Here is a 22,393-nt window from a genome sequence, read left to right as displayed (position 1 = left end):
AATGCCCTTTTGCTGAAAAATATTGTAAGTGTGAGTAGTGTTTCTAAAAATTAGAGCTTATGTTTGATCATCTATCCTTTGGGGTGAGTAGTTTAGAACGCAGTCTAGCCTTCTATGATGCTGTGCTTGCGCCGTTAGGCGTCAAGCGCCTATTTAATTTACCTGACATCGCTGCTTATAGTGCTGGTACTTACCCGATGTTTTGGATTGGGAATCGTCGAGAGTTTACCCATGAAGTATCCAAAGGCTTTCATCTGGCATTTGCGGCTGATAATCGCCCTGCGGTGGATGCTTTTTATCGACAAGCGATCGCTTTAGGAGCTAAGGACGATGGCAAGCCTGGATTGCGTTCTCATTACCACCCCAATTATTATGCCGCTTTTGTGATTGATCCTGACGGATATCGCATAGAAGCTGTTTGTCATCAGCCAGCTTAATTTGTTATTTGTCATTTGTCATTCTCCCCCTGCTCCCCTTGCTCTTATTCCGGTAAACCCCCTACTTGCATCAAATCCAATTCCCGTTCAAATATTTCATCAATTGGCAACATTTGACCATCAACAGTCATAAATTTATGGTCTTTTGTTGCCCGAATCACTGAACCATCTTCCAAGCAATATTCAAACACCTCTTGTTGTCCGCGATCGTGCAACTGTGCTATAGGTTGTGTGTAAATATTTCCATTATTATCAACGCTGTACACAGTACATTCAATGAGTTTTTCTACAATTTCCCCAATCGGCATTAATCCATATTCTACTGTCAAGATTTCCGTGTCATAGCTTAAACAATATTCAGCAAACTTTAACATTTGCTCAAATAATTCATCCGCAACTTTTTTCTGAACACCATTTTTAGCTGCGCCATCGACGAATTTTTCTCGCTGCTTTTGCATCTCAGAAACTTTCTTTTTACCCATCGCCCGACGCAGCAAGTCAGCTTGTCCTAAGGAATATCCAGCCATATCCTGAGCAATTTTCATGATTTGCTCTTGATAGACCATAATTCCATAAGTTTCGTCTAATACTGATTCTAGAATTTGGTGTTGATAATCAATATTTTCTCGCCCGTGTTTGCGGTTGATAAATTTAGGAATCAATCCCGCATCTAATGGGCCCGGTCGATAAAGTGCCAAAATCGAAGAAATATCCTCTATATTAGAAGGTTTCAAATCTCGCACAATCTGACGCATTCCAGAAGATTCTAATTGAAATATCCCTTCTAACTCACCTGCTTCTAATAGTTCATAAGTTTTCTGCACATCTTTTGGCAGAGTGGTATGTTCACCTTTAGCTAATATCTTTTGGGCTTTTCTCTCTTGGTGGGTGATTTCATCAGGATCAACACGATATCCTTTAGTTTCTTGAATTAAATCAAGGGTATTTTGAATCAGCGTCAGGTTCCGTAAACCCAGAAAATCCATTTTCAACAAACCCATTGATTCCAGGTCTTCCATGAAATACTGAGTAATCACGGAACCATCATTATTCTTCTGTAGCGGGACAATTTCATCAAGTGGATCGGCAGAAATTACCACACCTGCTGCATGAACACCAAAAGTTTTGTTAGTTCCTTCAATTCGCATCGCCATATCAAGCCAATGGCGAATATGCGGTTCTTTATCATATTTATCTTTAAACTGTGGTTCTGGGGTTTCATTAGAAATCATCACCTTTAGTTTCGTTGGTTTTCCCCGCACTACAGGAATTAATTTCGCCATCTTGTCAGCTTCCCCGTAGGGAATATTCAAGACTCTGGCGACATCTTTCAAAACTGCTTTAGAAGTTAGGCGGTTAAAGGTAATAATTTGGGCAACTTTATCTGCACCATATTTATCAGTTACATATTCAATAACTTTATCTCTTTGTTCAATACAGAAATCCGTATCAATATCAGGCATGGATTTCCGTTCTGGGTTCAAAAAACGCTCAAATAGTAGCCCATGATGCACAGGGTCAATGTTGGTAATTCGCATCGCATAAGCAACTAATGAACCAGCCGCCGAACCCCGACCAGGCCCCACAGGAATATTATTATCTCTAGCAAATTTGATGTAGTCCCATACAACTAAAAAGTATTTGGAAAAACCCATCTGCTGAATCATTTTTAGTTCGTATTCCAATCTTTCTTTATAGACAGAATCAACCTCATTGCGTGATTTCCGATTTAACCGTTCTAAAAGTCCGTTCCATGCAACATCTTCGGCGTAAGTGTCAGCAGTATGACCAGAGGGAATGGGGGGTGTAGGGATCTGAGGCTCACCCATAATATAGTAAGGCTCGACTTTATCAGCGACTTCTTCAGTAGTGGCGATCGCTTCTGCAATCACATCATCTGGCAAATGGTCACGAAATAGCTGCTGCATCTCCTCACCAGATTTGAGATACTCTGTGCCACTATAACGCATCCGCTTATCTTCAATAATTAGCTTGCCAGTCTGAATACATAGCAAAGCATCGTGGGCTTCAACGTCAAAACAAGAAATAAAATGAGAATCATTGGTAGCAACAAATTTAATCCCTAGTTCCCTCGCAATTTTGACTATTTCAACATTAACAATCCGGTCTTCCTGTGAGCCGTGGTCTTGAATTTCTAGATAATAATCATCACCAAATACATCTTTATACCACTGAGCAATTTTTCTGGCTGCATCTGGTCTATTACTAAGAATTGCTTGGGGAATTTCTCCACCCAAACAAGCACTGGTGACAATCAACCCTTCATGATATTCTTTTAGTAAATCTTTATTAATACAAGGGCGAGAAAAAATTCCTTTGCCTTGAACACCTTTGAGGTGAGAAATTGTGGTTAATTTGACTAAATTTTTGTAACCTTTGGTATTTTTAGCTAAAACGACTTGATGATATTTCGGACGGCGTTCTTGTTTTTCAATATCGCCATTAATTATATACATTTCATTGCCGATAATCGGCTTAATATTTTGACTACGGCAGATTTTGATCAGTTCAATCGCCCCATACATGACGCCATGATCAGTAAGGGCGATCGCTTTCATCCCCAGTGCGATCGCTTGATCCACCAACTCTGGTAGCTGACTTGCCCCATCGAGCAGACTGTAGTCACTGTGAATATGTAAAGGGACAAAGGACATAAGCATCTCCAACCACAAGCCAAGATATCTCTAGGGGCCTACCTTGTGGTATACCCTTTCGAGCTAGATTTTGCAAAGCAACGGAATCTTAGATTAACAGTTTTTAACCAAAATTCAAGCTGTTCTTTTTCCGAAATTGTCACTATCATAAGTGTTGTTTTAATAGTTACAGCAGTTAATCAGCATCTAACTAATGAGTCAAACAGAGAGTACTACTTCGCCTGAAACCAAAGCTAGCCCTTGGTGGCAGCGTATCCCTCTCACATTGCAAATTCTCATCGCCCTAGTAGTAGCAGTCAGCGTCGGAATTGCCCTTGGTGCGGGGAATCCCAATCCCAGCAATGCCACTTTAATCAATAATTTAGCAATTCCGGCGGAATTGGTGTTAAAGGCTCTCCGCGCCCTAGCTACGCCTCTGATTCTGGTAGCGGTGCTGCATACCTTAATGACTACGAATATCCCCGGTACAGCCGGACGGCGACTGGCAGTGCTACTTTTAACTAACACTACCGTAGCTATTTTAGTGGGACTTTTGGTGGCGAATGTGCTGCATCCAGGAACTTGGGGCAATGTAACCACCTCAACAAGTACAGAAATAACTCCTCAGAGTCTTGATCCTTGGGGAATAATCAAAGATGCTGTACCGGAAGCTGTTCTCAAGCCGTTAGTTGATAATAACGTTATCCAACTGATTGTGATTGCCCTGAGTTTTGGCATCGTCCTGCGAGGATTAAAATCTGAACAAATCACTCAAGGCAAGAACGGATACCAGCCAATTGAGGATGTCATCGGGATTTTATTTGAAGCGGTAGTCCGTATCCTCAACTGGGTAATTGCCTTAGTGCCGTTCGCAGTCTTTGGGATTGTAGCTAAAACTATTGCTATGCAGGGCTTTACACCGTTTAAATCTTTGGGTGCATTCATCGTGGCGGTGCTGTTAGCATTAGTATTGCAGGCGTGCTACTACCTCACCAGAGTAAAATTTGGTTCTTGGGTACACCCGTTAAAATTCCTAGCTGGCGGTTCTGATGCTTTTTTGACAGCTTTCTCAACTTCTTCCTCTGCGGCGGCAATGCCCGTAACCTTTGAGGTTTTGCAAACAAAAGTCGGTTTAAGGGAATCTTCTGCTGCTTTGGGGGCATTAGTCGGGGCAAATTTCAATAATGATGGCACTGCCCTTTATGAAGCAATGTCTGCGTTATATATTTCTCAACTAATTGGACAACATTTGAGTCTGGGACAGCAGTTAATTGTCATCCTTACTTCGATTTTTGCATCCGTAGGTGCGGCAAATATTCCCAATGCTGGACTGGTAACGATGACACTAGTGTTCACTTCTGTAGGCTTACCTACCCAGTACATCGCTTTGCTAGTTACTGTAGACTGGTTTCTGGATCGCTGCCGCACCGCGATTAATGTCATGGGAGATATGACTGTCAGTGCTTTACTTGACGGCAAAAAGCCTCGTTCTGTAGACGAGGCTTAGTTTACGGCTTTTCAGGTAGCTAATGCTGTTGAGGCCCTTTGGCATCACATTCTTTAGTCCAGCAGCGTTCTAGAAGTCGAAGACGCCAGATGAATGCAAAGCGATGGGGATTCAATACTAATTTAGAATTGTGACTAAATAAAGGCTGGTTCAGATACTGCCAAAGGGGAAATTTAATTTTAGTGTGTTTTGGAGTCATGAGAACAACAAAATATTATAAAAGTTTAGTGGCACTAGTAGTTCGCCAATGGAACTTGGCTTTTTAAAGGGTAAAAGGGAAAAGGGAAAAGGTTTTTAGCCCCTTTTCCTCTAACCTTTCCCCAGCTCAAACCCAGCAATTTTGATTTGGCAAACTACTAGTTGGCATTTTGTCTAGCAACTCCCTAATACTCTTTTTCTAGTTAAAGGCTACACTGCGTTTCTACAATTGTCTTGGTGGCAATTGCGGAATTTCAGCGAGTGAATTTATATTGTTTCCGCTTTAATACTGAAATTGCACGCACCATTTTTCTGATTCCACATCCCATGAAAAGTCATACCATTTCACGAGATTCATGCTATAGATAACGTTGCTAGGGGCGTAGACTCGAAGCCGCCACCGTTGATGTCCCCTGCATTGCTGACGGAGCTGCCTAAGAAGTCTGTACGTTTGATCAGCTGCACTAAGCGATCACACTTGAGACACTTCCTAGCCAATGGTTCTTCACTTCAGAAATCTACCAGAGTATTGTCGAAGTCCCTTTTAAAACAATAGATGATTTTGTAATCTCAAAGTTTATTGTGTATAATCTGAAACTCAAAAATCTCGAACATCTGTCTAAAGATAGATAAGCTCGTAGATAACTAAAATTTACTTGGGCGGACTCTACATATCAACAAAAAAACTGGGATAAGCATCTTGCCCATCCCACAATAAAAAAGAGAATTTTTGTCATAAAACGCCTTGGCTATATTCAAGCTAAGGCGGTTTCGTTAGGTTAAATTTCTCACTATCTAATAATGAGTGCCTGTTTTGCGATGATTGATGGCAGTAACAGCATCGGGCTTGAGTAATTTACCTTCATCCACAGTTGCATACACAACCCAATGATCGCCACATTCTAGACGTTGATTGACTGAGCATTCCAAATATGCTGATGCATCAGTGAGGATGGTACAACCGTTATCTGCAACTGCTGTACTAAAGTTGGAAAATCTATCTTCCCCAGGTGCGAAAGATTTACGGAAATGTTTCATGTAGTCTTGATGATTGCCTTCAGGTAGAATATTTAAGGCAAACTTACCACCTGCATACATCAAAGATTCGATCGCTCGGTCTTTGGCGATCGCAACAGTTAGTCCAGGTGGGTTGAAGGTGGCTTGAGAAACCCAAGCGCCTAACATTGCGGTAGACACTTCTCCAAGTTTCGCTGTAACCACGCAAACGGAACCAACGATCCGACCGACAGCCTGTTCCACTGGAGTAGCGGCTTGTTGTGGTACGCGTACCTTTTTAGCCTTTTTCAGTGCTTGGGCAAAGTCTGTGCCTAGTTCTTCACAGAACTTGAGAGTGACATCATCAGGTTTAAACTTGACCTTCAGGGTGTCAAAGCCAAAGCGATATCCAGCATCCCGGAGTTTACCTTCGATTAAGTCAAATGCTTCGCCACTCCAGCCATAGGAACCAAAGACCCCAGCGAGTTTGCTATTGTCACCGCTCGATAGCACAATCCCTAAAGCAGTATGAATAGGAGTTGGCGCATGACCACCAATGGTAGGAGAACCGATAATAAAACCGTCTGACTGTGCTAGGTTGATGCGAACTTCATCAGGGGTGGCAAATTCACAGTTAATCGATTTGACTGCGACTCCACCTTTAGTCAGTCCCAGAGCGATCGCCTGTGCTAAAGTCGCCGTATTCCCGTAAGCTGAAGCATAAAGTAGGGCAACAGAAATCTCGCGCTCGTTGTGAGCACGGCTCCACTCTCCATAAGCTTTGGTGAGTTCGATTAAGCCGGTACGTACCAAGGGCCCGTGACCCACAGCATACATTCTCACCTGCAAATCTGATATTTTCTCCAAAGCTGATTGCACATGAGGAGCTTGGGGAGCCATCAGGCAGTTAAAGTAGTAACGCTGGTCTTCTTTGAGCGCTTCCCAGTTATCATCAAATAGTTCATCACCACACAGATGAGTTGCAAATAACTTATCTGTGTAGAGAATTTGGGTTTGCTGGTCATAGGTACAAAGTTCTTCTGGCCAACGCGGACTAGGAATGGGGAAGAATTTTAAAACATGACCCTTGCCCAAATCCAAAGTTTCTTTCCCCCGCATCACCAAGACTTTCAAATCATGGTCTAGGAAAGCAGCACGCAAATTGTTCGCACCGGGAAGAGAACAGACAAAAGTTACCTGTGGTGCCAGTTGTAAAATTGCTTTCAGGGTTGCAACTCGGTTGGGATTAAAATGACCCAGGATTATATAATCCAAACGTTGCAAATCTAAAGTCTGCCGCAATGCCTCTAAATAAATTTCGGTAAAGCTTTCTGGGGGTGGATCAATAAGTGCGGTTTTATCAGCTTCAATTAAATAGCAATTGGAAGTAGTACCTCTTTCAAGTGCGTATTCAATTTCAAACCGCAGACGTGACCAACTACGTGCTCTGATCGCCTTAGTATTTGTAGCAATTGGTAGAACTTGTACGTCGCGTGGCTTGGAATTGGTCATAGCTGTTGGGTAAAGTTGGGGAGTTGGGCATTGGGCACTTGTACTGAGCAAAGCCGAAGTATTGGCAATTGGGCATTGGGCATTGGGCATTGGGAATAAGGAGAAACAACCCATACCCCATGCCCTATGCCCTATCCTTAGTAGTAATTACCTACTTTGCGATGGCGAACCGCTGTCAGTCCATCGTTTTTGGAGACACGACCTTCTTCGACGGTGCAGTATAAAATCCAGTGATCGCTGCATTCCATGCTGGTCTGTATTTCACATTCCATGTACGCCAGAGCATCAGTTAAAATCGGGGAGCCGTTTTTCGCGGTTTGAGTTTTCACCCCAGCAAAGCGATCAGCACCAGGATGCAAGCGCTTGAGAAAGTGCTTTTTCAATTCTTGATAATTGCCTTCTTCCAAAACGTTGAGGACGAAGCGATCGCCTACTTGCATTAAGGAATCAATGGCGCGGTCTTTAGCAACGGCAATTGTGAATCCTAAGGGTTGCAAACTCGCTTGCGTTACCCAGGATGCCAGCATTGCACTTGACACATTTTCTTTTTTCGTGGTGACTATATATAGTCCACTACTAATCCGACCCAGCGCCTTTTCCATGTCGACGTCGAGAGACTTGATTTGCTTGATGTTGCGATCGCGCACCAGCAATTGTCCCAAGTCTTTACCCGCTTCTTCACACAACTGGAATGTTGATGCGGTAGGAGCCTCTCTAATCCGAATGGCTGGGAAGGCTTCTTTGATGCCAGAGTCGAGAAATTTTCTGCGGAGTGTATCAATGGGTTCATCATCCCCACCGTAACATTCAAACAGCCCAACCATTTGCTTGTTCTTGGCGACAGCTAGCAATGAACTGATACTAGCTTGGGCGGCGGCGCTTGTAGTTGGGGGCATACCAATAATGATGCCAACTGCTCTCCCGGCTAGTTCTTGGATTTCTTGGCTCTGGGCAGTACTTAGATCCAGTATTTCTACCCCAACCCCAGTTTTCTGTACTCCCTCAGAAATTGCGTGACCAAGGCGCTCACTATACCCGTAATCTGAGGCATAAAACAAGCCAACTGTTGTTTCTGCTTTAGTTTGTCTTTGGCTCCAATTTTCGTAGCACCCGGTTAGAACATCTAGGTGGTGGTATAGTAAAGGGCCGTGACCGTTGGCGATAATATTAATCTTCCCTAGTTCGCTCATCCGCTTCATGGCATTCACCAAAGAACGAGCGTTAGGGCCCATCAAGGAGTCATAGTAAAATCTAAAGTCAGCTTCGATCGCTTCTAAATCTTCGTCGAAGGTGCGATCGTCACAAAAGTGCATCCCAAAAGCATCACAGGTGTAAAGGGTTTGGGTTTTGCGGTCAAAGCTAAAGATTGTATCCGGCCAGTGCAGGTTAGGCGCACTCACGAATTCGATTTCGTGTCCTTTGCCGATATCTATGCGATCGCCAGTTTTCACAACCCGCTTACTAAAAGGATCGTGTACTAAGCCTTCCAAAAACTGAAGTGCAACTTTTGAGGCTAAAACAGTGGCTCTAGGAGCTAACTGGAGAACATCTTCTACTAAGCCGCTATGGTCTGGCTCTGTGTGGCTGACAATTATGTAATCAATTGTTTTGGGGTTGACAAGACCTTTTAGAGTCTCTAAATACAGATCACGAAACTTCTGGTGAGAAGTATCAATCAAAACTGTTTGTTCACCCCTAATTAGATATGAATTATAGGTTGTACCGTTTTGCAATCCGAATTCGATATCGAAGCGATCGCGATCCCAATCAAGAGAGCGAATCGCCGTTGTATTCGGGGCAATTTCTACAGTTTGTATAGTTAGGCGATGTTGAACGTTCTGTGCGATCGCTACCATTATTCGTCTCCGAGCGCAAATTAACAGGTTTTTCTTCTGCCCCCATTGTCTCTATTATTTTTTGTTTAAGTTGTAATAAATATCAATTTTTTTAAATTCTATCTTGTATCAATTATTACTTTTTTACTAAAAATATAACTTCAAAAATCTCCTAAATATTAATTTATTCATGCTGATTTACTGAGTAGTTAATTATCCAAGTTTATCTGAATTTATCCTAATTCAAAAATATCATATTCATCATATTCTTTGACAATAAAAACTTAAAAAGTTCAAATGTAAAAAAATATCACACATGCAGGATTGTTATGTTAACCTTTCTTTTTGAGAATGAGGGATGAGTGCTAAGGATATACCAGGCTTTACAAAGAGACTCTGTAATTGTGGCGCAAAATATTGGGCAATCGCAAAATTGATGTCTTAAGAGAATAGATTTAGATGTCAAATAAAAAAAGTTAGTTTTTTGAAGTCCTCTCTTATAACTAAGTTATGAAAAGTAGGAAAAGTAGGAAAAGTAGGAAAAACTTTTACACCTTTTCAATACGCATCAAATAAGCTGTTGACAATGTTTTTCCCAATCGGTATTGAATATATTCTTGTCTCAACCAAGAATCTTGTTACGTAAAATATAAATTTTCTGTAAAGTCGATAAAATAGATGTCTTTTTGGAGATAATAAAAGCAAAGTTTCTGAGACGAGCGAAATAAAAAGAACTGAGCCTGTATATCTTTTTCTGCTCATTCAAGTATAAACTAGCGTGAAAATCATTTTTAAAGTTTCGATGAATGACCGTAACAATACGAATAATTTAATAATTTTAATGATACAGTTTTTTATTATCGACCTTAGGCATTAGTCAACACAACGCCAACAAATTATTTTCATCATAGCCATAAGCTACAGCGTCTGGCTATCTAATCTATATGCCCATACAAACTAAGGGCGTCGTTTTTGTCTGTCTAACTTTTTACGAAAATTCATTACCGATGATAAATTACAAACTTTAATAATGTTCTCAAGCTAATACTTCGCCCTTAACAGCCATAAGGCTAAACTTCGGTATATTTAATACTTGTTGTTAAGTTTATAACTGTATTATTAAATACATGCCGCAGTAGATATAGAGGTGTGAATAGACATAATACAATGCCAAAAATTGACTATGTGAAAGGTTATCGTTTATGGGATGCCGATTAAAAGTCTTTCTAACTGATGCAGAAAAGCTGACTTTAGAAGAGTTGAGAAAAGCCAAAGATGTTCCTCAACGTACCAAGGATCGTGCTCAAGTTTTACTGCTGAATACTCGCGGCTTAAAAAATGAGCAAATTGCTAAAGGCTTAAACTGGGCGATTTCAACAGTACGTCAAACCCTTCATCGCTGGGAAAAGATGGGTTTAGTAGGTCTGTGGGATGCCCCAGGTCGAGGGGGAAAACCCCGATATTCGGAATCAGACTTGGTTTATCTAGAAAATTGTTTAGCTCAAGAGCCACAGACTTATAACTCTAAACAACTGGCAAAAAAACTGGCATCTGAGCGTCAAGTAAGCTTGAGTGCAGACCGATTACGACGGGTACTTAAAAAAAGGGGAAGGAGGTTTGGAAGCGCACGCAAACAACCCCAGGAACAGAATAATTAGCAGGGCAATTTCGTTCTCATCTAGTCCACCTCAGAATGAATTCACCTCTCTTATAGCGAAAGTAGTCTTTAAACCCATACGCTTAGGTTAAGGATATTTGTAGGTTGGGTTGAACGTAGACAAAGGAGGCGGCTTAAGACAGGTAGTGAAACCCAATAAACCATGAAAAATGTTGGGTTTTGTTCTTCAAAGGCCACTTGCTTTAAGTCGGGAAACCGCAAGGGCGCAATGGCTCTCCAACCTACGCAGGTTTAGGTATTTTGGCTTTAACCCAAGCGTATTGGTCTAAAGACGACTGAGAAGAGGTTATAGTCCGTTAAAACGGATTTTAGTTCTGGGCGGTTGATGTCTAGAACTAAATAGTCCTGGAATAATTAGCTGAATAAAAATAACTGATAAAACAAAATCCACCTAAACATTAAAGTGTTTGGTGGACTTGTTATTTATTCTTAGTGGATCCGAGCAGAGTCGAACTGCTGTCCAAATTGGGTATTGACCCCCCGCTCATTCACAGGTTTAGCCTTTCTGACCCTCAAGGCGGGAATCGTTCATTATCCCGAACGTAGGATGCTCTGATTTAATCTTAACCAGCAAGCCAACCAGAGAACGCTTGCTAGAGCATCCGTTGGGGTTTGGTCTTCAGTCCTTAACGGAGTCAAACTAAAGACGCTCGAACCTATAAGAGGTGTTTAGGCTGCTACTAGAGCAGGCTTACGAGCAAAGTTAACGATGTTATTCGCATTTACTTTTTGTTTGAGCCTTTGATTTCCGAGAGGAGACTCACTCTCGACCTGAATCACAGAGCAGCGTTCGCCAACCTGTCGAAACCGTGACGGACCCATGCGCTTCATACTTTAATTATAATACGTGATTTGTAATTCGTAATTATCAAAGTCAGGATATATGCCTCCAATTACTTAAAATAGCCAATCGCTAATTTTAAAATCATTAGCAATTGGCTATTTGCCATGAGCGACAAGAAATATTTTCCTAAGTTAGTGCTTCAGCACCACCAACAACTTCAAGGAGTTCTTGGGTGATTGCAGCTTGTCGGGCTTTGTTGTAAGACAGGGTGAGGGTGTTAATCAGTTCACCCGCATTCTCGCTGGCATTACTCATGGCTGTCATCCGAGCTGCTAGTTCACTAGCCGCCGATTCTTGCAGCGCTCGCAATAGCTGGTTACTTAAATAGAGGGGCAACAGAGAATCGAGAATCTGCACTGGATCTTGCTCGAAAATCATGTCAGGAGCCAACGCACGGACTTGGTTAGTCACTTTCTCCCGTTCTACTTCAAATTTACCGCCACGGGTTGTCAAGCGGAAGATTTCGTCATCGGCTGCTTCTAAGCCTTGAGTATCCAACGGAAGTAGGGTTTGCACCACGGGACGGGAGCTAACCAAGGAAAGGAATCTGGTATAAATCAATTCGATGCGGTCTACTTTTTCCGATAGAAATAAGGAAAGTAGTTGATCGGCAATCTGATTGGCTTCTGCAGCAGTGGGTATTTGCTCTAAGCCGCTGTAAGTAGCATCAATGGGCTGATTGCGGCGTTGAAAGTACTGTGTAGCTTTGCGTCCGACGAGCACAAATTGATAGTCTAAACCTTCTGCCTTAATTTCTTTGGCGCGGTTTTCTGCACGACGGATAACGTTATTATTGTAGCCGCCGCATAGACCGCGATCGCCTGAAATTACCAACAGCCCGACTGACTTAACTTCCCGTTTTTTCAGCAGTGGCAGGTTTGCTTCTTCAAATCGTAGACGGCTTTGCAAACCATACAATACTTGTGCCAAGCGATCGGCAAAGGGGCGAGTCGCTAGCACTTGTTCTTGCGCCCGACGCACTCTAGCCGCAGCTACCAGGCGCATGGCTTCTGTGATTTTTTTGGTGTTTTTGACCGACTGAATGCGATCGCGTATTGCTTTTAGATTGGCCATAATTCGATTTTAGATTTTAGATTTTAGATTTTAGATTTGGGGTTTCGGATTTTAGATTTAATCCGAAATCCAAAATCCAAAATCCAAAATTGCTATGCTGTAGCTTTGAAGGTCTTCTTGTATTCGGTGAGTGCTTCCTTCAAGGCAACTTCTTCTGCATCACCTAGTGCTTTAGAGCCTTGTACTCCTTGCACATACTGCGGTTTACCAGTCTTTAAGTACTCCCGTAGACCTTGGGTAAAGCTGGTGACTTTATCTACAGGCACATCATCTAAGTAACCATTAATACCAGCATACAGAATTGCTACTTGCTCGTATACTGATAGTGGCGAATTTTGTGGCTGCTTGAGGAGTTCGCGCAACCGTTGACCCCGTGCCAACTGGTCTTGAGTGGTTTTATCTAAGTCAGAAGCAAATTGCGCGAAGGCTTGCAAATCGTCAAATTGGGCTAATTCCAATTTAATTTTACCGGCAACTTTCTTCATTGCCTTTGTTTGAGCCGCAGATCCCACACGGGATACTGAAATACCAGGGTTTACAGCGGGACGGATACCAGCGTTAAACAAGTCAGAAGACAGGAATATCTGACCATCGGTAATAGAAATTACGTTGGTGGGGATGTATGCTGAAACGTCACCAGCTTGGGTTTCGATGATTGGTAGGGCGGTCATACTGCCTTTACCTAATTCGTCACTCAGCTTTGCTGCTCTTTCTAACAAGCGGGAGTGGATGTAGAATACATCTCCAGGGTAAGCTTCGCGTCCGGGTGGACGACGCAACAACAGGGACATTTGGCGATAAGCTTGGGCTTGCTTGGAGAGGTCATCGTAAATAACTAGGGTAGCTTTGCCTTTGTACATAAAGTACTCAGCAATAGTTGCGCCTGTGTAGGGAGCTAGGTATTGTAGGGTTGCTGGTTCACTCGCACTAGCAAAGACAACGACGGTGTAATCCATCGCGCCTTTTTCTTGCAATGTCTGCACCACGTTAGCAACTGTGGAAGCCTTTTGACCGATCGCAACGTAGACACAAACTACATCTTCTTCTTTCTGGTTGATGATGGTGTCGATTGCGATCGCAGTTTTGCCGGTTTGCCGGTCACCAATAATCAATTCCCGTTGACCGCGACCGATGGGAATCATTGAATCAATAGCTGTGATCCCCGTTTGCATGGGTTCGTGTACAGACCGACGAGCAATGATACCGGGTGCTGGAGATTCAATCAAACGGCTTTCTGAGGATTTGATGTCTCCCTTCCCATCAATGGGACGACCCAAGGCGTCTACAACTCGTCCAACTAAGGCTTCTCCTACAGGCACCTGGGCAATTCTACCAGTCGCAGTTACAGAGCTCCCCTCTTGAATTTCTATCCCTTCACCCATAAGCACCGCACCCACATTGTCTTCTTCCAAGTTCTGGGCGATGCCAATTGTACCGTCTTCAAATTCTAAGAGTTCCCCCGCCATAGCCTTTTCGAGACCATAGATCCGGGCAATACCGTCACCAACTTGTAGAACAGTACCAACATTAGCAACTTTGACCTCTTGATCGTATTGCTCGATTTGTTGTTGGATTATACTACTAATTTCGTCAGGTCTAATTGATATGCTCATGTGTCTATCTTTTTTGCTTTCGAGACGGAAAAATTCAATAGTTGGAAGTGATGAGTTAAAAAAGCAAAGGTTAAAAGTTAAAAGTCAAAATAAATTACTGTTTACTTAACTCCTAACTCCTCACCCCTGTAGAGACCCGATTAATCGCGTCTCTACTTCTAACTTTCTAGCTATTAGTTAAGCGCAATGAAAGGCGGCGCAACTGACCCCGGATACTGGCATCAATTACCTGCGAACCTACTTTAATGATTACACCACCAATTAACTCACTGTCTACCTTGGTTTCTATTTCTACCTGGCGAGCATTAGTTATAGCAATCACCTTTTCTGTAATTGCCTGCTGTTGAGCTTCTGTGAGGGGAATGGCTGAAATTACTTCCGCTAATACGGTTTTATTCAGCTGCCGCAACAGCGCCAGATACTGTTCAAAAATCGATTCCAAGAATGCAATGCGGCGTTTGTCTACTAAGATTAGCAAAAAATTGCGTAAGTAGGGGTTAGCGCCTTCACCGAATATTTGTTTGATCAGAGCTTTTTTGTTCTCAGACTGAATAAACGGGTTGCTGAAAAAGTTTTGTAGCTGTTTGTCTGCCCTGAGCAAACCCAGGAAAGTCCGCGCATCTTCCCCGAACTCTTCTGTCAAATTTTTCGATTGCGCTATTGACAAAAGTGCCTGTGCGTAGGGCTGGGCTACTTCAGTTGTTGCTACTTTGCTTGTCATACATTGCCTCCGAGTTGTGCGATGCTACGGTCAATTAAACCTTGTTGAGCATCGTCGGCAATCCCGCCTTTTAGTTGCGATTCGACTTTTTGCAATGCTAGAGTAGCTACCCGTTGCCGCAGTTGAGCGATCGCTCGCTCGGTTTCAGTGTTTAAATCTGCTGCTGCTGTTTGTTTCAAGCGTTCTACGTCTTGCACTGCCTTCGCCAACAAGTCTTCTTTCGCCTTTTGGGCGTTTTCTGTGGCAGATTGGCGGATGCGTTGTGCCTCTGCCTGAGATTGCTTCAACTGTTCCTGCGCTTGGGAAAGAGCAGTCTTTGCCTCTTTTAAGCGCCCTTCTGCTTCCTGAATTGCGGTGGCAATATTGGATTGTCGCTCGTTCAGGATATTGCTTAAAACTTTACGTCCGAAGTAGAATAGTATGCCAACTAGAATCGCTAGATTGATCAGATTGGTTTCAAAAATGTCTAGGTTTAGACCGAAACCACCTTCTGCTGCGCCTTCTGCCAATTCAGAGTGAACAGCGTTCGCTTCTGCGGCAAGTAATAACAATGTCCCCATGATACCCATTTACAAGTGCGCTGCTCGCTTGCTAATACGTTGTATTTTCCCGTAGGGAAATTAAGTATCTTTTCCCCGTAGGGAAATTAAGTATCTTTTCCCCGTAGGGAAATTAAGTATCTTTTCCCCGTAGGGAAATTAAGTATCTTTTCCCCGTAGGGAAATTAAGTATCTTTCCCCCGTAGGGAAATTAAGTATCTTTTCCCCGTAAGGAAATTAAGTATCTTTCCCCAGAAGGGAAAAAGTGCCTTTTTTTGACACTTAATTAAGCGCTCAGGACTAGGCCCCAGTTGCGCGTATGCTTTTACAGAACCAGTTTTGTTAGCTTATCTAACTGGAGTTGGCCCCAATAGTTTTTCTAGAATCTGCCTGCTGAGAGCATCAACTTGTTGCTCTAAGGTGCGAAAAGCTTCCTGCTTTTGTTGTTCTATTTCAACAGCAGCTTGTTCTCGTTGAGACTGAGCTTCCTTTTGGGCCTCAGCTATTTTATCGGCAGTAATTTTCTTAGCTTCAAGTTGAGCTGCTTCTAGGGTAGCTTGCGATTGTTTGCGAGCTTCTGCGAGTTGCTGCTCATATTCGGTAGCCAAGCGCTCGGCTTTAGCCAAGCTCTCCCGCGCCTCAAGGGTATTCGTTCGGATATAATTATCGCGATCGTCTAGTACCTTGGTCAGTGGCTTATAAAAAATTGCATTCAACAAGGCTGCTAATAGCAGGAATTGCAATGCCATGAAGGGCAAGGTAGCATCGAAATCAAACATTTCTCTCCTCTTTGGCTGGAGTAGCAGTTTTCATGGCTAGCAATATCATCCAACCTTTCATATTTTAGAAACCCATAGCCAACAAGGGTCAAGTAATTTTGGACTTTAGATTGACGATAGCGTAGCGTTAGCAACGTAGAAGCGTCTTTTGAATTTTAGAGCAGGCATAGCTCAGGGGCATGTACCGAAAACTCTTGATAATCCAAAATCCAAAATCCAAAAGCGGTAGTCAATTGAACATTAGAACTATTAAGATACCCAAAATATTTCGATTGTAGAGGCGTGATCACTCACGACTCCACACTCACAAAAACTTTAAGGTATTAGCCGAAGGGATTAGCAAACAGCAATACCAGGGCAATCACTAGACCATAGATAGTCAAGGATTCCATGAATGCCAAGGTTAATAGCAGAGTACCGCGAATTTTTCCTTCTGCTTCAGGTTGACGGGCAATACCTTCTACTGCTTGTCCAGCAGCATTTCCTTGACCAATACCAGGGCCAATTGCAGCTAAACCAATCGCTAAAGCAGCAGCGAGAACTGAAGCAGCCTGCACTAATGGATCCATGTTGATTTTCCTTGCTTTGATTACAAAACTAACAGACATTACGTTAACGACTAGAGACGTGTTTTTCACGCTGCACCGAGTTCTTCAGATCGCGCTTTGCGATGTTTTGAGCGAAAATGCTCTTGGAACTGTGCTATCAACTGAGAAGTTTAATGCTCCTCATGCTCTTCTCCACCATGTCCCTCCATGGCCTCATGAATGTATGCTCCGGCTAGGGTGGCAAAAACCAGGGCTTGAATGGCACTGGTAAATAAACCTAAGGCCATTACAGGCAGAGGTACAAATAGAGGAACTAGCAGCACCAGTACCGCAACTACCAGTTCATCCGCCAAAATATTACCAAATAGACGGAAGCTTAGGGAAAGGGGCTTGGTGAAATCTTCGAGAATTGCGATCGGCAATAGAATAGGTGTTGGCTCTATATACTTCTTAAAGTAGCCCAAACCCCGTTTGCTAAAACCTGCGTAAAAGTACGCTAAGGAGGTTAGCAGTGCCAATGCAACAGTCGTATTGATGTCATTGGTAGGAGCTGCCAATTCGCCTGAAGGTAGCTTGATCAGCTTCCAGGGAATTAGCGCACCTGACCAATTCGATACGAAAATAAACAAGAACAATGTGCCAATAAATGGCACCCAAGGGCGGTACTCTTTCTCACCAAGTTGGTTTTTTGCCAAATCCCGGATAAATTCTAGGGCGTATTCCATCAAATTTTGGATGCCCTTGGGAATTCTTTGTGCGTTGCGAGTAGCAGCAATAGAAGCCACTACTAAAATGCTAATCACAAACCATGAGGTAAGAAAAACTTGCCCATGAATTTTAAGATTGCCCAATTGCCAATAGAAATGATGACCTACTTCTAATGCGGCGAGGGGAAAAGAACTAAAGGCGTTTAAGACACTAAGCATTTGCATTCTTCAAGCATTTTCCCCAACGAGCGAGGATGGGATTACTATCTTTGTGAGCCTGACTTTTCAAGAATCAGGAATGAACGCAATTTGCACCATATAAACCAGGAGCGTGGCTTTGTAAGTTAAAAATCCCAAAAATATGGGCAGAATCTGTAGCTCACGCCATTGAGTTGCCACGACGATCACTCCCATAAATAGAGCAAAACGAGTTTTGCTCAAATTGGTTTTTTCACTACCAAGCTGCTCAACGTCTCTAGCCAGCATTTTTAAGTAAACCACACCTGTACACGCCCCAATTAAATAATTAAGAGCAATGTTCAAGGAATAAAAGATCCACACAGAGATAAAAATAACCCCCGTCAAGACAAGCGTGATTACCAACAACCGCTGGAAGAGTTGATAGAACTCTTGCATGGAGTTATCTGATTCTGTATCTTCAGAAACAGTTTTAGCATCTTGTTGCGTTGTCGGAGTGGGCGCAATTGATTCGTCTGACAAGCTCACGAGACTTGAAACCAGTACAGCTAAACATTATGACTGCACATTCAGTCAGATGAATCATATCACGATCCGGTAACAATACTTTAGGAAAAAACAATTAACTTCTTGGCAACGTTAGACAGTCAGTAAAATCACGCTCCCAGAAGTGAGAGAGCGGCTGATGAGGTGAGGGACTGTAGGGCTAAATAATCAATAATCGCTACCTGAAAATTCAAAATTTCTGACAATTTCAGCTTTTTTGAGTGAATAATTCTTCTCCAATGTCGTTACATAGCATCTTAGTGTTTGAATTAAGTCGGTATCAATAAAATCAATTGGTGCTTGAGGAGTGTATGAGCCTACCGCAAATCAGAAATCGTAGAGTAGCGGCTTGTCATTAAATCATTGCACCACTGCTGAATTCCAAAAAACTCAAACTTTTGGGATGTACAATACCCCGTTTGTTGGGCACTTTCCTAATCTACATTAATTTGCCAAAAGTGGTGATGGGCGATCGCTCATCACCATGAGTATAAATTATATTAGTTAACCCAGTATCGTCTTGGAGTGTGATTAAGCAGGTGTCAATAAAATCAGCTGCTGCTGAACAAGTTTTCTTACCTGATCTAATTCCAGTTGCACACCTGCCAAAATCTCTGCAACTGTTGGATTAGCGTCACATCTTTGCATAAATTCAAACTCTGCTACAGATAAATTAACAATCTGGTAATTGTAATTAAAAAAACATTGACTGGGAAATCCTTCAATACAAGGATTAAGTTCGGGAATAGCTGCCAATAGGGCGTTATCGTCTGACCACTCGGACTTAGTTGAGGGAGGACGACCCAGGAAAAACTCGTAATGAGTTACTTCTGGATCTAGTAATTCTATCAGGCGGTAAAGCTGGCGATCGCTCAATTCTTTTGCCCGTTCTACTAACTCTGGTGCTTTGCCCAAAAGTCTCTCCAAATCCCAGAAACTCGGATTCGAGAAACCAATAAATTCCAATCCCGAAGCATCTATTAATTCAAACAGCGTCTCAATGTTATAGTCAATTTCCTGGGGATGAACGTACATATCGGCAAAGTGTTCATCCTTGTGGTTTTCTAATGACCAACGCTGCTTTTCTGATTTGACAATTCGGTTACTTTCTGGTAGAGAAGAAAATATTTTTCGCCCGACTTGGACACCATCACGATAGTCGCCTTTTTTGTCACCTTGAAGAAGGGCGATCGCTTTTTGCATAAGTTGAATTTCCCAACGTCCCAACTCTCCGTACACAAAAATATGCATTAAGCCACCTGGAGCTAACTTCTTCGCCAAAGCTTGAATACCGCGAATTGGATCAAGCGTATGATGCAAAACACCAACACAGTTAATTAAATCAAATTCACCCGGTAACTGTTCCACATCAAACAAGCTGAGGTGATGAAATTCAACGCGGGTAGCCCCTGAACGCTGACAACGTTCTTTTGCTACAGCCAAAGCGCTTGTACTGAGGTCAATTCCTACAACAGAAGCCTGGGGATTGAGGTGAACCAGGTATTCCGTACTCACACCTGTACCGCAACCTGCATCTAAAATCCGAATATTTTGCTTTTGGGGTTTTTGACCTGTGCAAAAATTATAAGCGGCTAGCCAATTCCAGCGCCAGTTATAGCCTGGGGGTGGTTCATCCAACAGGGCTTCTGGCGGAAAGGGGTAGGTATTGTAGAGTTTGGCAACAGCAGCACTAACAGTTTGGGAATCGGACATGATGAGGAACAACGCAGCATTTCTGAGTTTAGCGGATAGTGGCTGGTTAGAGCAAAGATTACTATTGCTTACCTTGCTACTTATCCAACAGCAAAGTCAGTAAATTCGCGTTTATAAGGAGCATGAAATCCTAATACAATATCTTCTTTAGGTACTCCAGCAGCAATTAATTCATTAGCGATACCGATTTCTGTACCATCTCTTTGTATCCAAATTTTTTTGTTTTTTATATCAACATGAATGATAACTCCATAAATTCTCCGTTGTTCTTTCCAGCCAATATTTAAGACTTGATAATGATGGCGTTCTACGTCAAACAACAATTGAACTTCCGTGCCATTAGCTACGTCATTCGCGGAATGGTTATTTAAAATATCTTGAATGATTTGAGAGTAATTTATTCCTTCCATAAAACAATGTCCTTCAGGTATACAGATAATTATGATCGCCATCAGCTCATATATTTTAAGCAGGAAAGTTGTTTCAGTAAAAGCACTAGTGCTTAAGTATTTATTAGCTAATAAAATTTAATTGTAGTTTTGTAGAATAATTTACTTAATCAGGAGTATTCAATGGCTGTAGGAATGCCTGAATTCGTTGAAAATCCAGAAAATCGTTGCCCTGTAATTCTGTTACTTGATACTTCTGGCTCTATGTCAGGTCAGCCTATCCAAGAGTTAAATCGAGGACTTGCTGCTTTCAAAGCAGATGTACTAAAAGATTCCCAAGCATCGCTGAGTGTGGAAGTGGCTATGATTACATTTGGCCCCATAGTTAAACTCACGCAAGACTTTGTAACTATTGACCAATTTACACCGCCTACATTGGAAGTATATGGTGTTACTCCAATGGGTGCGGCGATTGAGTATGCTTTGGATTTTCTAGAGAACCGCAAACAGACTTATAAAGACAACGGTATTCTCTTTTATCGCCCTTGGGTTTTTTTGATTACAGACGGAGCGCCAACTGACTCCTGGCAATCAGCCGCGCAAAGATTGAGACAAGCAGAAGCACAAAGCCGACTTTCATTTTTTGCGGTTGGTGTACAGGGTGCTGATATGAATATCCTCAAACAAATTTCTCCACCTGAACGTCCACCAGTTACGCTAAATGGCTTAAATTTTCGTGATATGTTTGTCTGGCTTTCTGCTTCGATGAAACGGGTTTCTAGCGGCAAAGTGGGGCAAGCTGTAGCTTTACCGGCTATGGGATGGGGTCAAATTACCAGTTAGAGGAAATTTTGTGAATTGGAAAGCTGTTGCACGTTCTGCGATCGGAACAAGTCATCAAAAACAGGGGATAGGTTATCAAGATTATGGTAATTATCGCAGCTTTGGTGATGTAATTGTAGGCGCTGTTGCTGATGGTGCTGGTAGTGCTAAACATTCTGATGTTGGTTCTAAGTTGGCGGTAGAAACAGTACTCAAATACTTTTCTGATATTAATGAATTTCCTCATAAACAAGCTTTTTCTCAACCACTTTCCCAAGAAGAAGCTCAGAAAGTATTTGCTAAGATTGTGAACCAAGTTATTACAGAATTACATAAGCTAGCAGATGAAGAAAATTATTCTATCAATGATTTAGCTTGTACGTTATTGGTTTTCGTGGCTACTCCTGACTACGTTGCAGCTATGCAAATCTGAGATGGATTTATTGTAATTCGTTCCAAAGAGTCAGAATATGAACTGTTGTTTCAGCCAGATAAAGGTGAGTTTGCTAATGAAACAACTTTTATTACCTCAACAAATGCACTAATAGGAATGCAGGTAAAGGTCATGAACGAAAAACAAGAGTTTCTTTGCGCTTCCACTGATGGACTAGAAAAAGTAGCAATTCGCTTGAGTGACTGGCAACCCTTCTCGCCTTTCTTTAAACCTTTGGAGGAATACTTGCACGAACCTATTAATCCAGAAGATGAAGATAAATATCTAATGGAATTCCTCAACTCTGAGCGGCTAAATTCTCGCACTGACGATGATAAAACCTTACTTTTGTGCTTGTTTGATAGAGAGTAAAATTCGATGACAGTTCTCACCTGTGCCAGTACGGGAAAATCGATTACTCTGCTGGGTGAACCTAAAAGTAGCGGTGAAGCAAAGGTTTGGCAAACTAATCGCAATGGTTACTTAGCGAAAATTTACCACTCGCAAACTCTTGAGCATGTGCAGAAGTTGGCGGTGATGATAGCACACCGACCTAAAGGTAACCGTTCATGGGGTTCGCAAAGGTTACCGGAGAAAATACACATTGATGGTAGAGTCAGAGGCATGGATGTCTTGTGCCTCATTTACGG

Annotated in this window: 19 protein-coding genes, 1 other RNA gene and 1 pseudogene; 6 read left to right on the top strand and 15 right to left on the bottom strand. The window is 42.4% G+C overall.

All coding sequences use genetic code 11. The features are described 5' to 3' along the window. Positions 1 to 59: 59 nt before the first annotated feature. Positions 60 to 437 (top strand): VOC family protein, encoded by a 378-nt coding sequence (locus V7K21_RS20770; protein WP_335177130.1) that lies wholly within the window; start codon positions 60 to 62, stop codon positions 435 to 437. Positions 438 to 481: 44 nt separating this feature from the next. Here V7K21_RS20770 and V7K21_RS20765 read toward each other — a convergent pair whose 3' ends face one another. Further along, positions 482 to 3,112: a DNA polymerase III subunit alpha gene (locus V7K21_RS20765; protein WP_335177129.1), complete on the bottom strand. Its 2,631-nt coding sequence runs from the start codon at positions 3,110 to 3,112 to the stop codon at positions 482 to 484. Between the two features lie 193 nt (positions 3,113 to 3,305). On the opposite strand from V7K21_RS20765, the gene V7K21_RS20760 reads away from it, so the two are divergent. Beyond that, positions 3,306 to 4,598, top strand: coding sequence for a dicarboxylate/amino acid:cation symporter (locus V7K21_RS20760; protein ID WP_335177128.1), 1,293 nt, complete (start codon positions 3,306 to 3,308; stop codon positions 4,596 to 4,598). 19 nt (positions 4,599 to 4,617) lie between these two features. Here the strand turns inward: V7K21_RS20760 and V7K21_RS20755 are convergent, their stop codons facing one another. The 3 genes from V7K21_RS20755 to V7K21_RS20745 all read right to left on the bottom strand — a co-directional run bounded on the left by V7K21_RS20755 (position 4,618) and on the right by V7K21_RS20745 (position 9,160). Continuing rightward, on the bottom strand, positions 4,618 to 4,797 hold the full coding sequence (locus tag V7K21_RS20755) for a hypothetical protein (protein WP_335177127.1): 180 nt from the start codon (positions 4,795 to 4,797) through the stop codon (positions 4,618 to 4,620). A gap of 794 nt (positions 4,798 to 5,591) precedes the next feature. Further along, complete coding sequence (locus tag V7K21_RS20750; RefSeq protein ID WP_335177141.1) at positions 5,592 to 7,304, bottom strand: diflavin flavoprotein; 1,713 nt, start codon at positions 7,302 to 7,304, stop codon at positions 5,592 to 5,594. Between the two features lie 137 nt (positions 7,305 to 7,441). After that, positions 7,442 to 9,160 (bottom strand): diflavin flavoprotein, encoded by a 1,719-nt coding sequence (locus V7K21_RS20745; RefSeq protein ID WP_335177126.1) that lies wholly within the window; start codon positions 9,158 to 9,160, stop codon positions 7,442 to 7,444. A gap of 1,181 nt (positions 9,161 to 10,341) precedes the next feature. Here V7K21_RS20745 and V7K21_RS20740 point away from each other — a divergent pair. Continuing rightward, on the top strand, positions 10,342 to 10,797 hold the full coding sequence (locus V7K21_RS20740) for a helix-turn-helix domain-containing protein (RefSeq protein WP_335177125.1): 456 nt from the start codon (positions 10,342 to 10,344) through the stop codon (positions 10,795 to 10,797). A 450-nt stretch (positions 10,798 to 11,247) separates the two neighbouring features. On the opposite strand, the gene ssrA is transcribed toward V7K21_RS20740, so the two are convergent. From ssrA to V7K21_RS20685, 11 genes are all read right to left on the bottom strand, one after another. After that, positions 11,248 to 11,637, bottom strand: a transfer-messenger RNA (tmRNA) gene (gene ssrA / locus V7K21_RS20735). A 150-nt stretch (positions 11,638 to 11,787) separates the two neighbouring features. Further along, positions 11,788 to 12,735, bottom strand: a complete 948-nt coding sequence (locus V7K21_RS20730) for a F0F1 ATP synthase subunit gamma (RefSeq protein ID WP_335081230.1) — start codon at positions 12,733 to 12,735, stop codon at positions 11,788 to 11,790. 92 nt (positions 12,736 to 12,827) lie between these two features. Continuing rightward, positions 12,828 to 14,348 carry a F0F1 ATP synthase subunit alpha gene (atpA, locus tag V7K21_RS20725; RefSeq protein ID WP_335177124.1) on the bottom strand — a complete coding sequence of 507 codons (1,521 nt, stop codon included), beginning with the start codon at positions 14,346 to 14,348 and terminating at the stop codon, positions 12,828 to 12,830. A 166-nt stretch (positions 14,349 to 14,514) separates the two neighbouring features. Then, a complete protein-coding gene (gene atpH, locus V7K21_RS20720) occupies positions 14,515 to 15,069 on the bottom strand; it encodes an ATP synthase F1 subunit delta (RefSeq protein WP_334792457.1) in 555 nt (184 codons plus the stop codon). Then, a complete protein-coding gene (locus V7K21_RS20715; RefSeq protein WP_334726276.1) occupies positions 15,066 to 15,638 on the bottom strand; it encodes a F0F1 ATP synthase subunit B in 573 nt (190 codons plus the stop codon). The genes atpH and V7K21_RS20715 overlap by 4 nt, the downstream gene beginning before the upstream one ends. Positions 15,639 to 15,955: 317 nt before the next feature. Then, on the bottom strand, positions 15,956 to 16,387 hold the full coding sequence (locus V7K21_RS20710) for a F0F1 ATP synthase subunit B' (RefSeq protein ID WP_335177122.1): 432 nt from the start codon (positions 16,385 to 16,387) through the stop codon (positions 15,956 to 15,958). 323 nt (positions 16,388 to 16,710) lie between these two features. Beyond that, complete coding sequence (atpE, locus tag V7K21_RS20705; protein WP_012411162.1) at positions 16,711 to 16,956, bottom strand: ATP synthase F0 subunit C; 246 nt, start codon at positions 16,954 to 16,956, stop codon at positions 16,711 to 16,713. Positions 16,957 to 17,105: 149 nt separating this feature from the next. Next, a complete protein-coding gene (gene atpB, locus V7K21_RS20700) occupies positions 17,106 to 17,867 on the bottom strand; it encodes a F0F1 ATP synthase subunit A (RefSeq protein WP_334726275.1) in 762 nt (253 codons plus the stop codon). Between the two features lie 60 nt (positions 17,868 to 17,927). Next, on the bottom strand, positions 17,928 to 18,368 hold the full coding sequence (locus V7K21_RS20695) for an ATP synthase subunit I (protein ID WP_335177121.1): 441 nt from the start codon (positions 18,366 to 18,368) through the stop codon (positions 17,928 to 17,930). Between the two features lie 549 nt (positions 18,369 to 18,917). Beyond that, positions 18,918 to 20,099: a class I SAM-dependent methyltransferase gene (locus tag V7K21_RS20690; protein WP_335177120.1), complete on the bottom strand. Its 1,182-nt coding sequence runs from the start codon at positions 20,097 to 20,099 to the stop codon at positions 18,918 to 18,920. 80 nt (positions 20,100 to 20,179) lie between these two features. Further along, positions 20,180 to 20,509 carry a XisI protein gene (locus V7K21_RS20685; RefSeq protein WP_335177119.1) on the bottom strand — a complete coding sequence of 110 codons (330 nt, stop codon included), beginning with the start codon at positions 20,507 to 20,509 and terminating at the stop codon, positions 20,180 to 20,182. Between the two features lie 162 nt (positions 20,510 to 20,671). Between V7K21_RS20685 and V7K21_RS20680 the strand changes: the two genes are divergently transcribed. From V7K21_RS20680 to V7K21_RS20670, 3 genes and pseudogenes are all read left to right on the top strand, one after another. Beyond that, complete coding sequence (locus V7K21_RS20680; RefSeq protein WP_335177118.1) at positions 20,672 to 21,331, top strand: vWA domain-containing protein; 660 nt, start codon at positions 20,672 to 20,674, stop codon at positions 21,329 to 21,331. A 10-nt stretch (positions 21,332 to 21,341) separates the two neighbouring features. After that, positions 21,342 to 22,115, top strand: a pseudogene (locus V7K21_RS20675) (PP2C family serine/threonine-protein phosphatase). A gap of 6 nt (positions 22,116 to 22,121) precedes the next feature. Beyond that, the coding region (locus tag V7K21_RS20670) for a hypothetical protein (protein WP_335177116.1) at positions 22,122 to 22,393 on the top strand (272 nt) is incomplete at its 3' end.

The sequence above is a fragment of the Nostoc sp. genome, from assembly GCF_036919595.1.
Classification (GTDB): domain Bacteria; phylum Cyanobacteriota; class Cyanobacteriia; order Cyanobacteriales; family Nostocaceae; genus Nostoc.
Note: the sequence above shows the minus strand (reverse complement) of the source record. Positions and strands in the feature narration are given on the sequence as shown.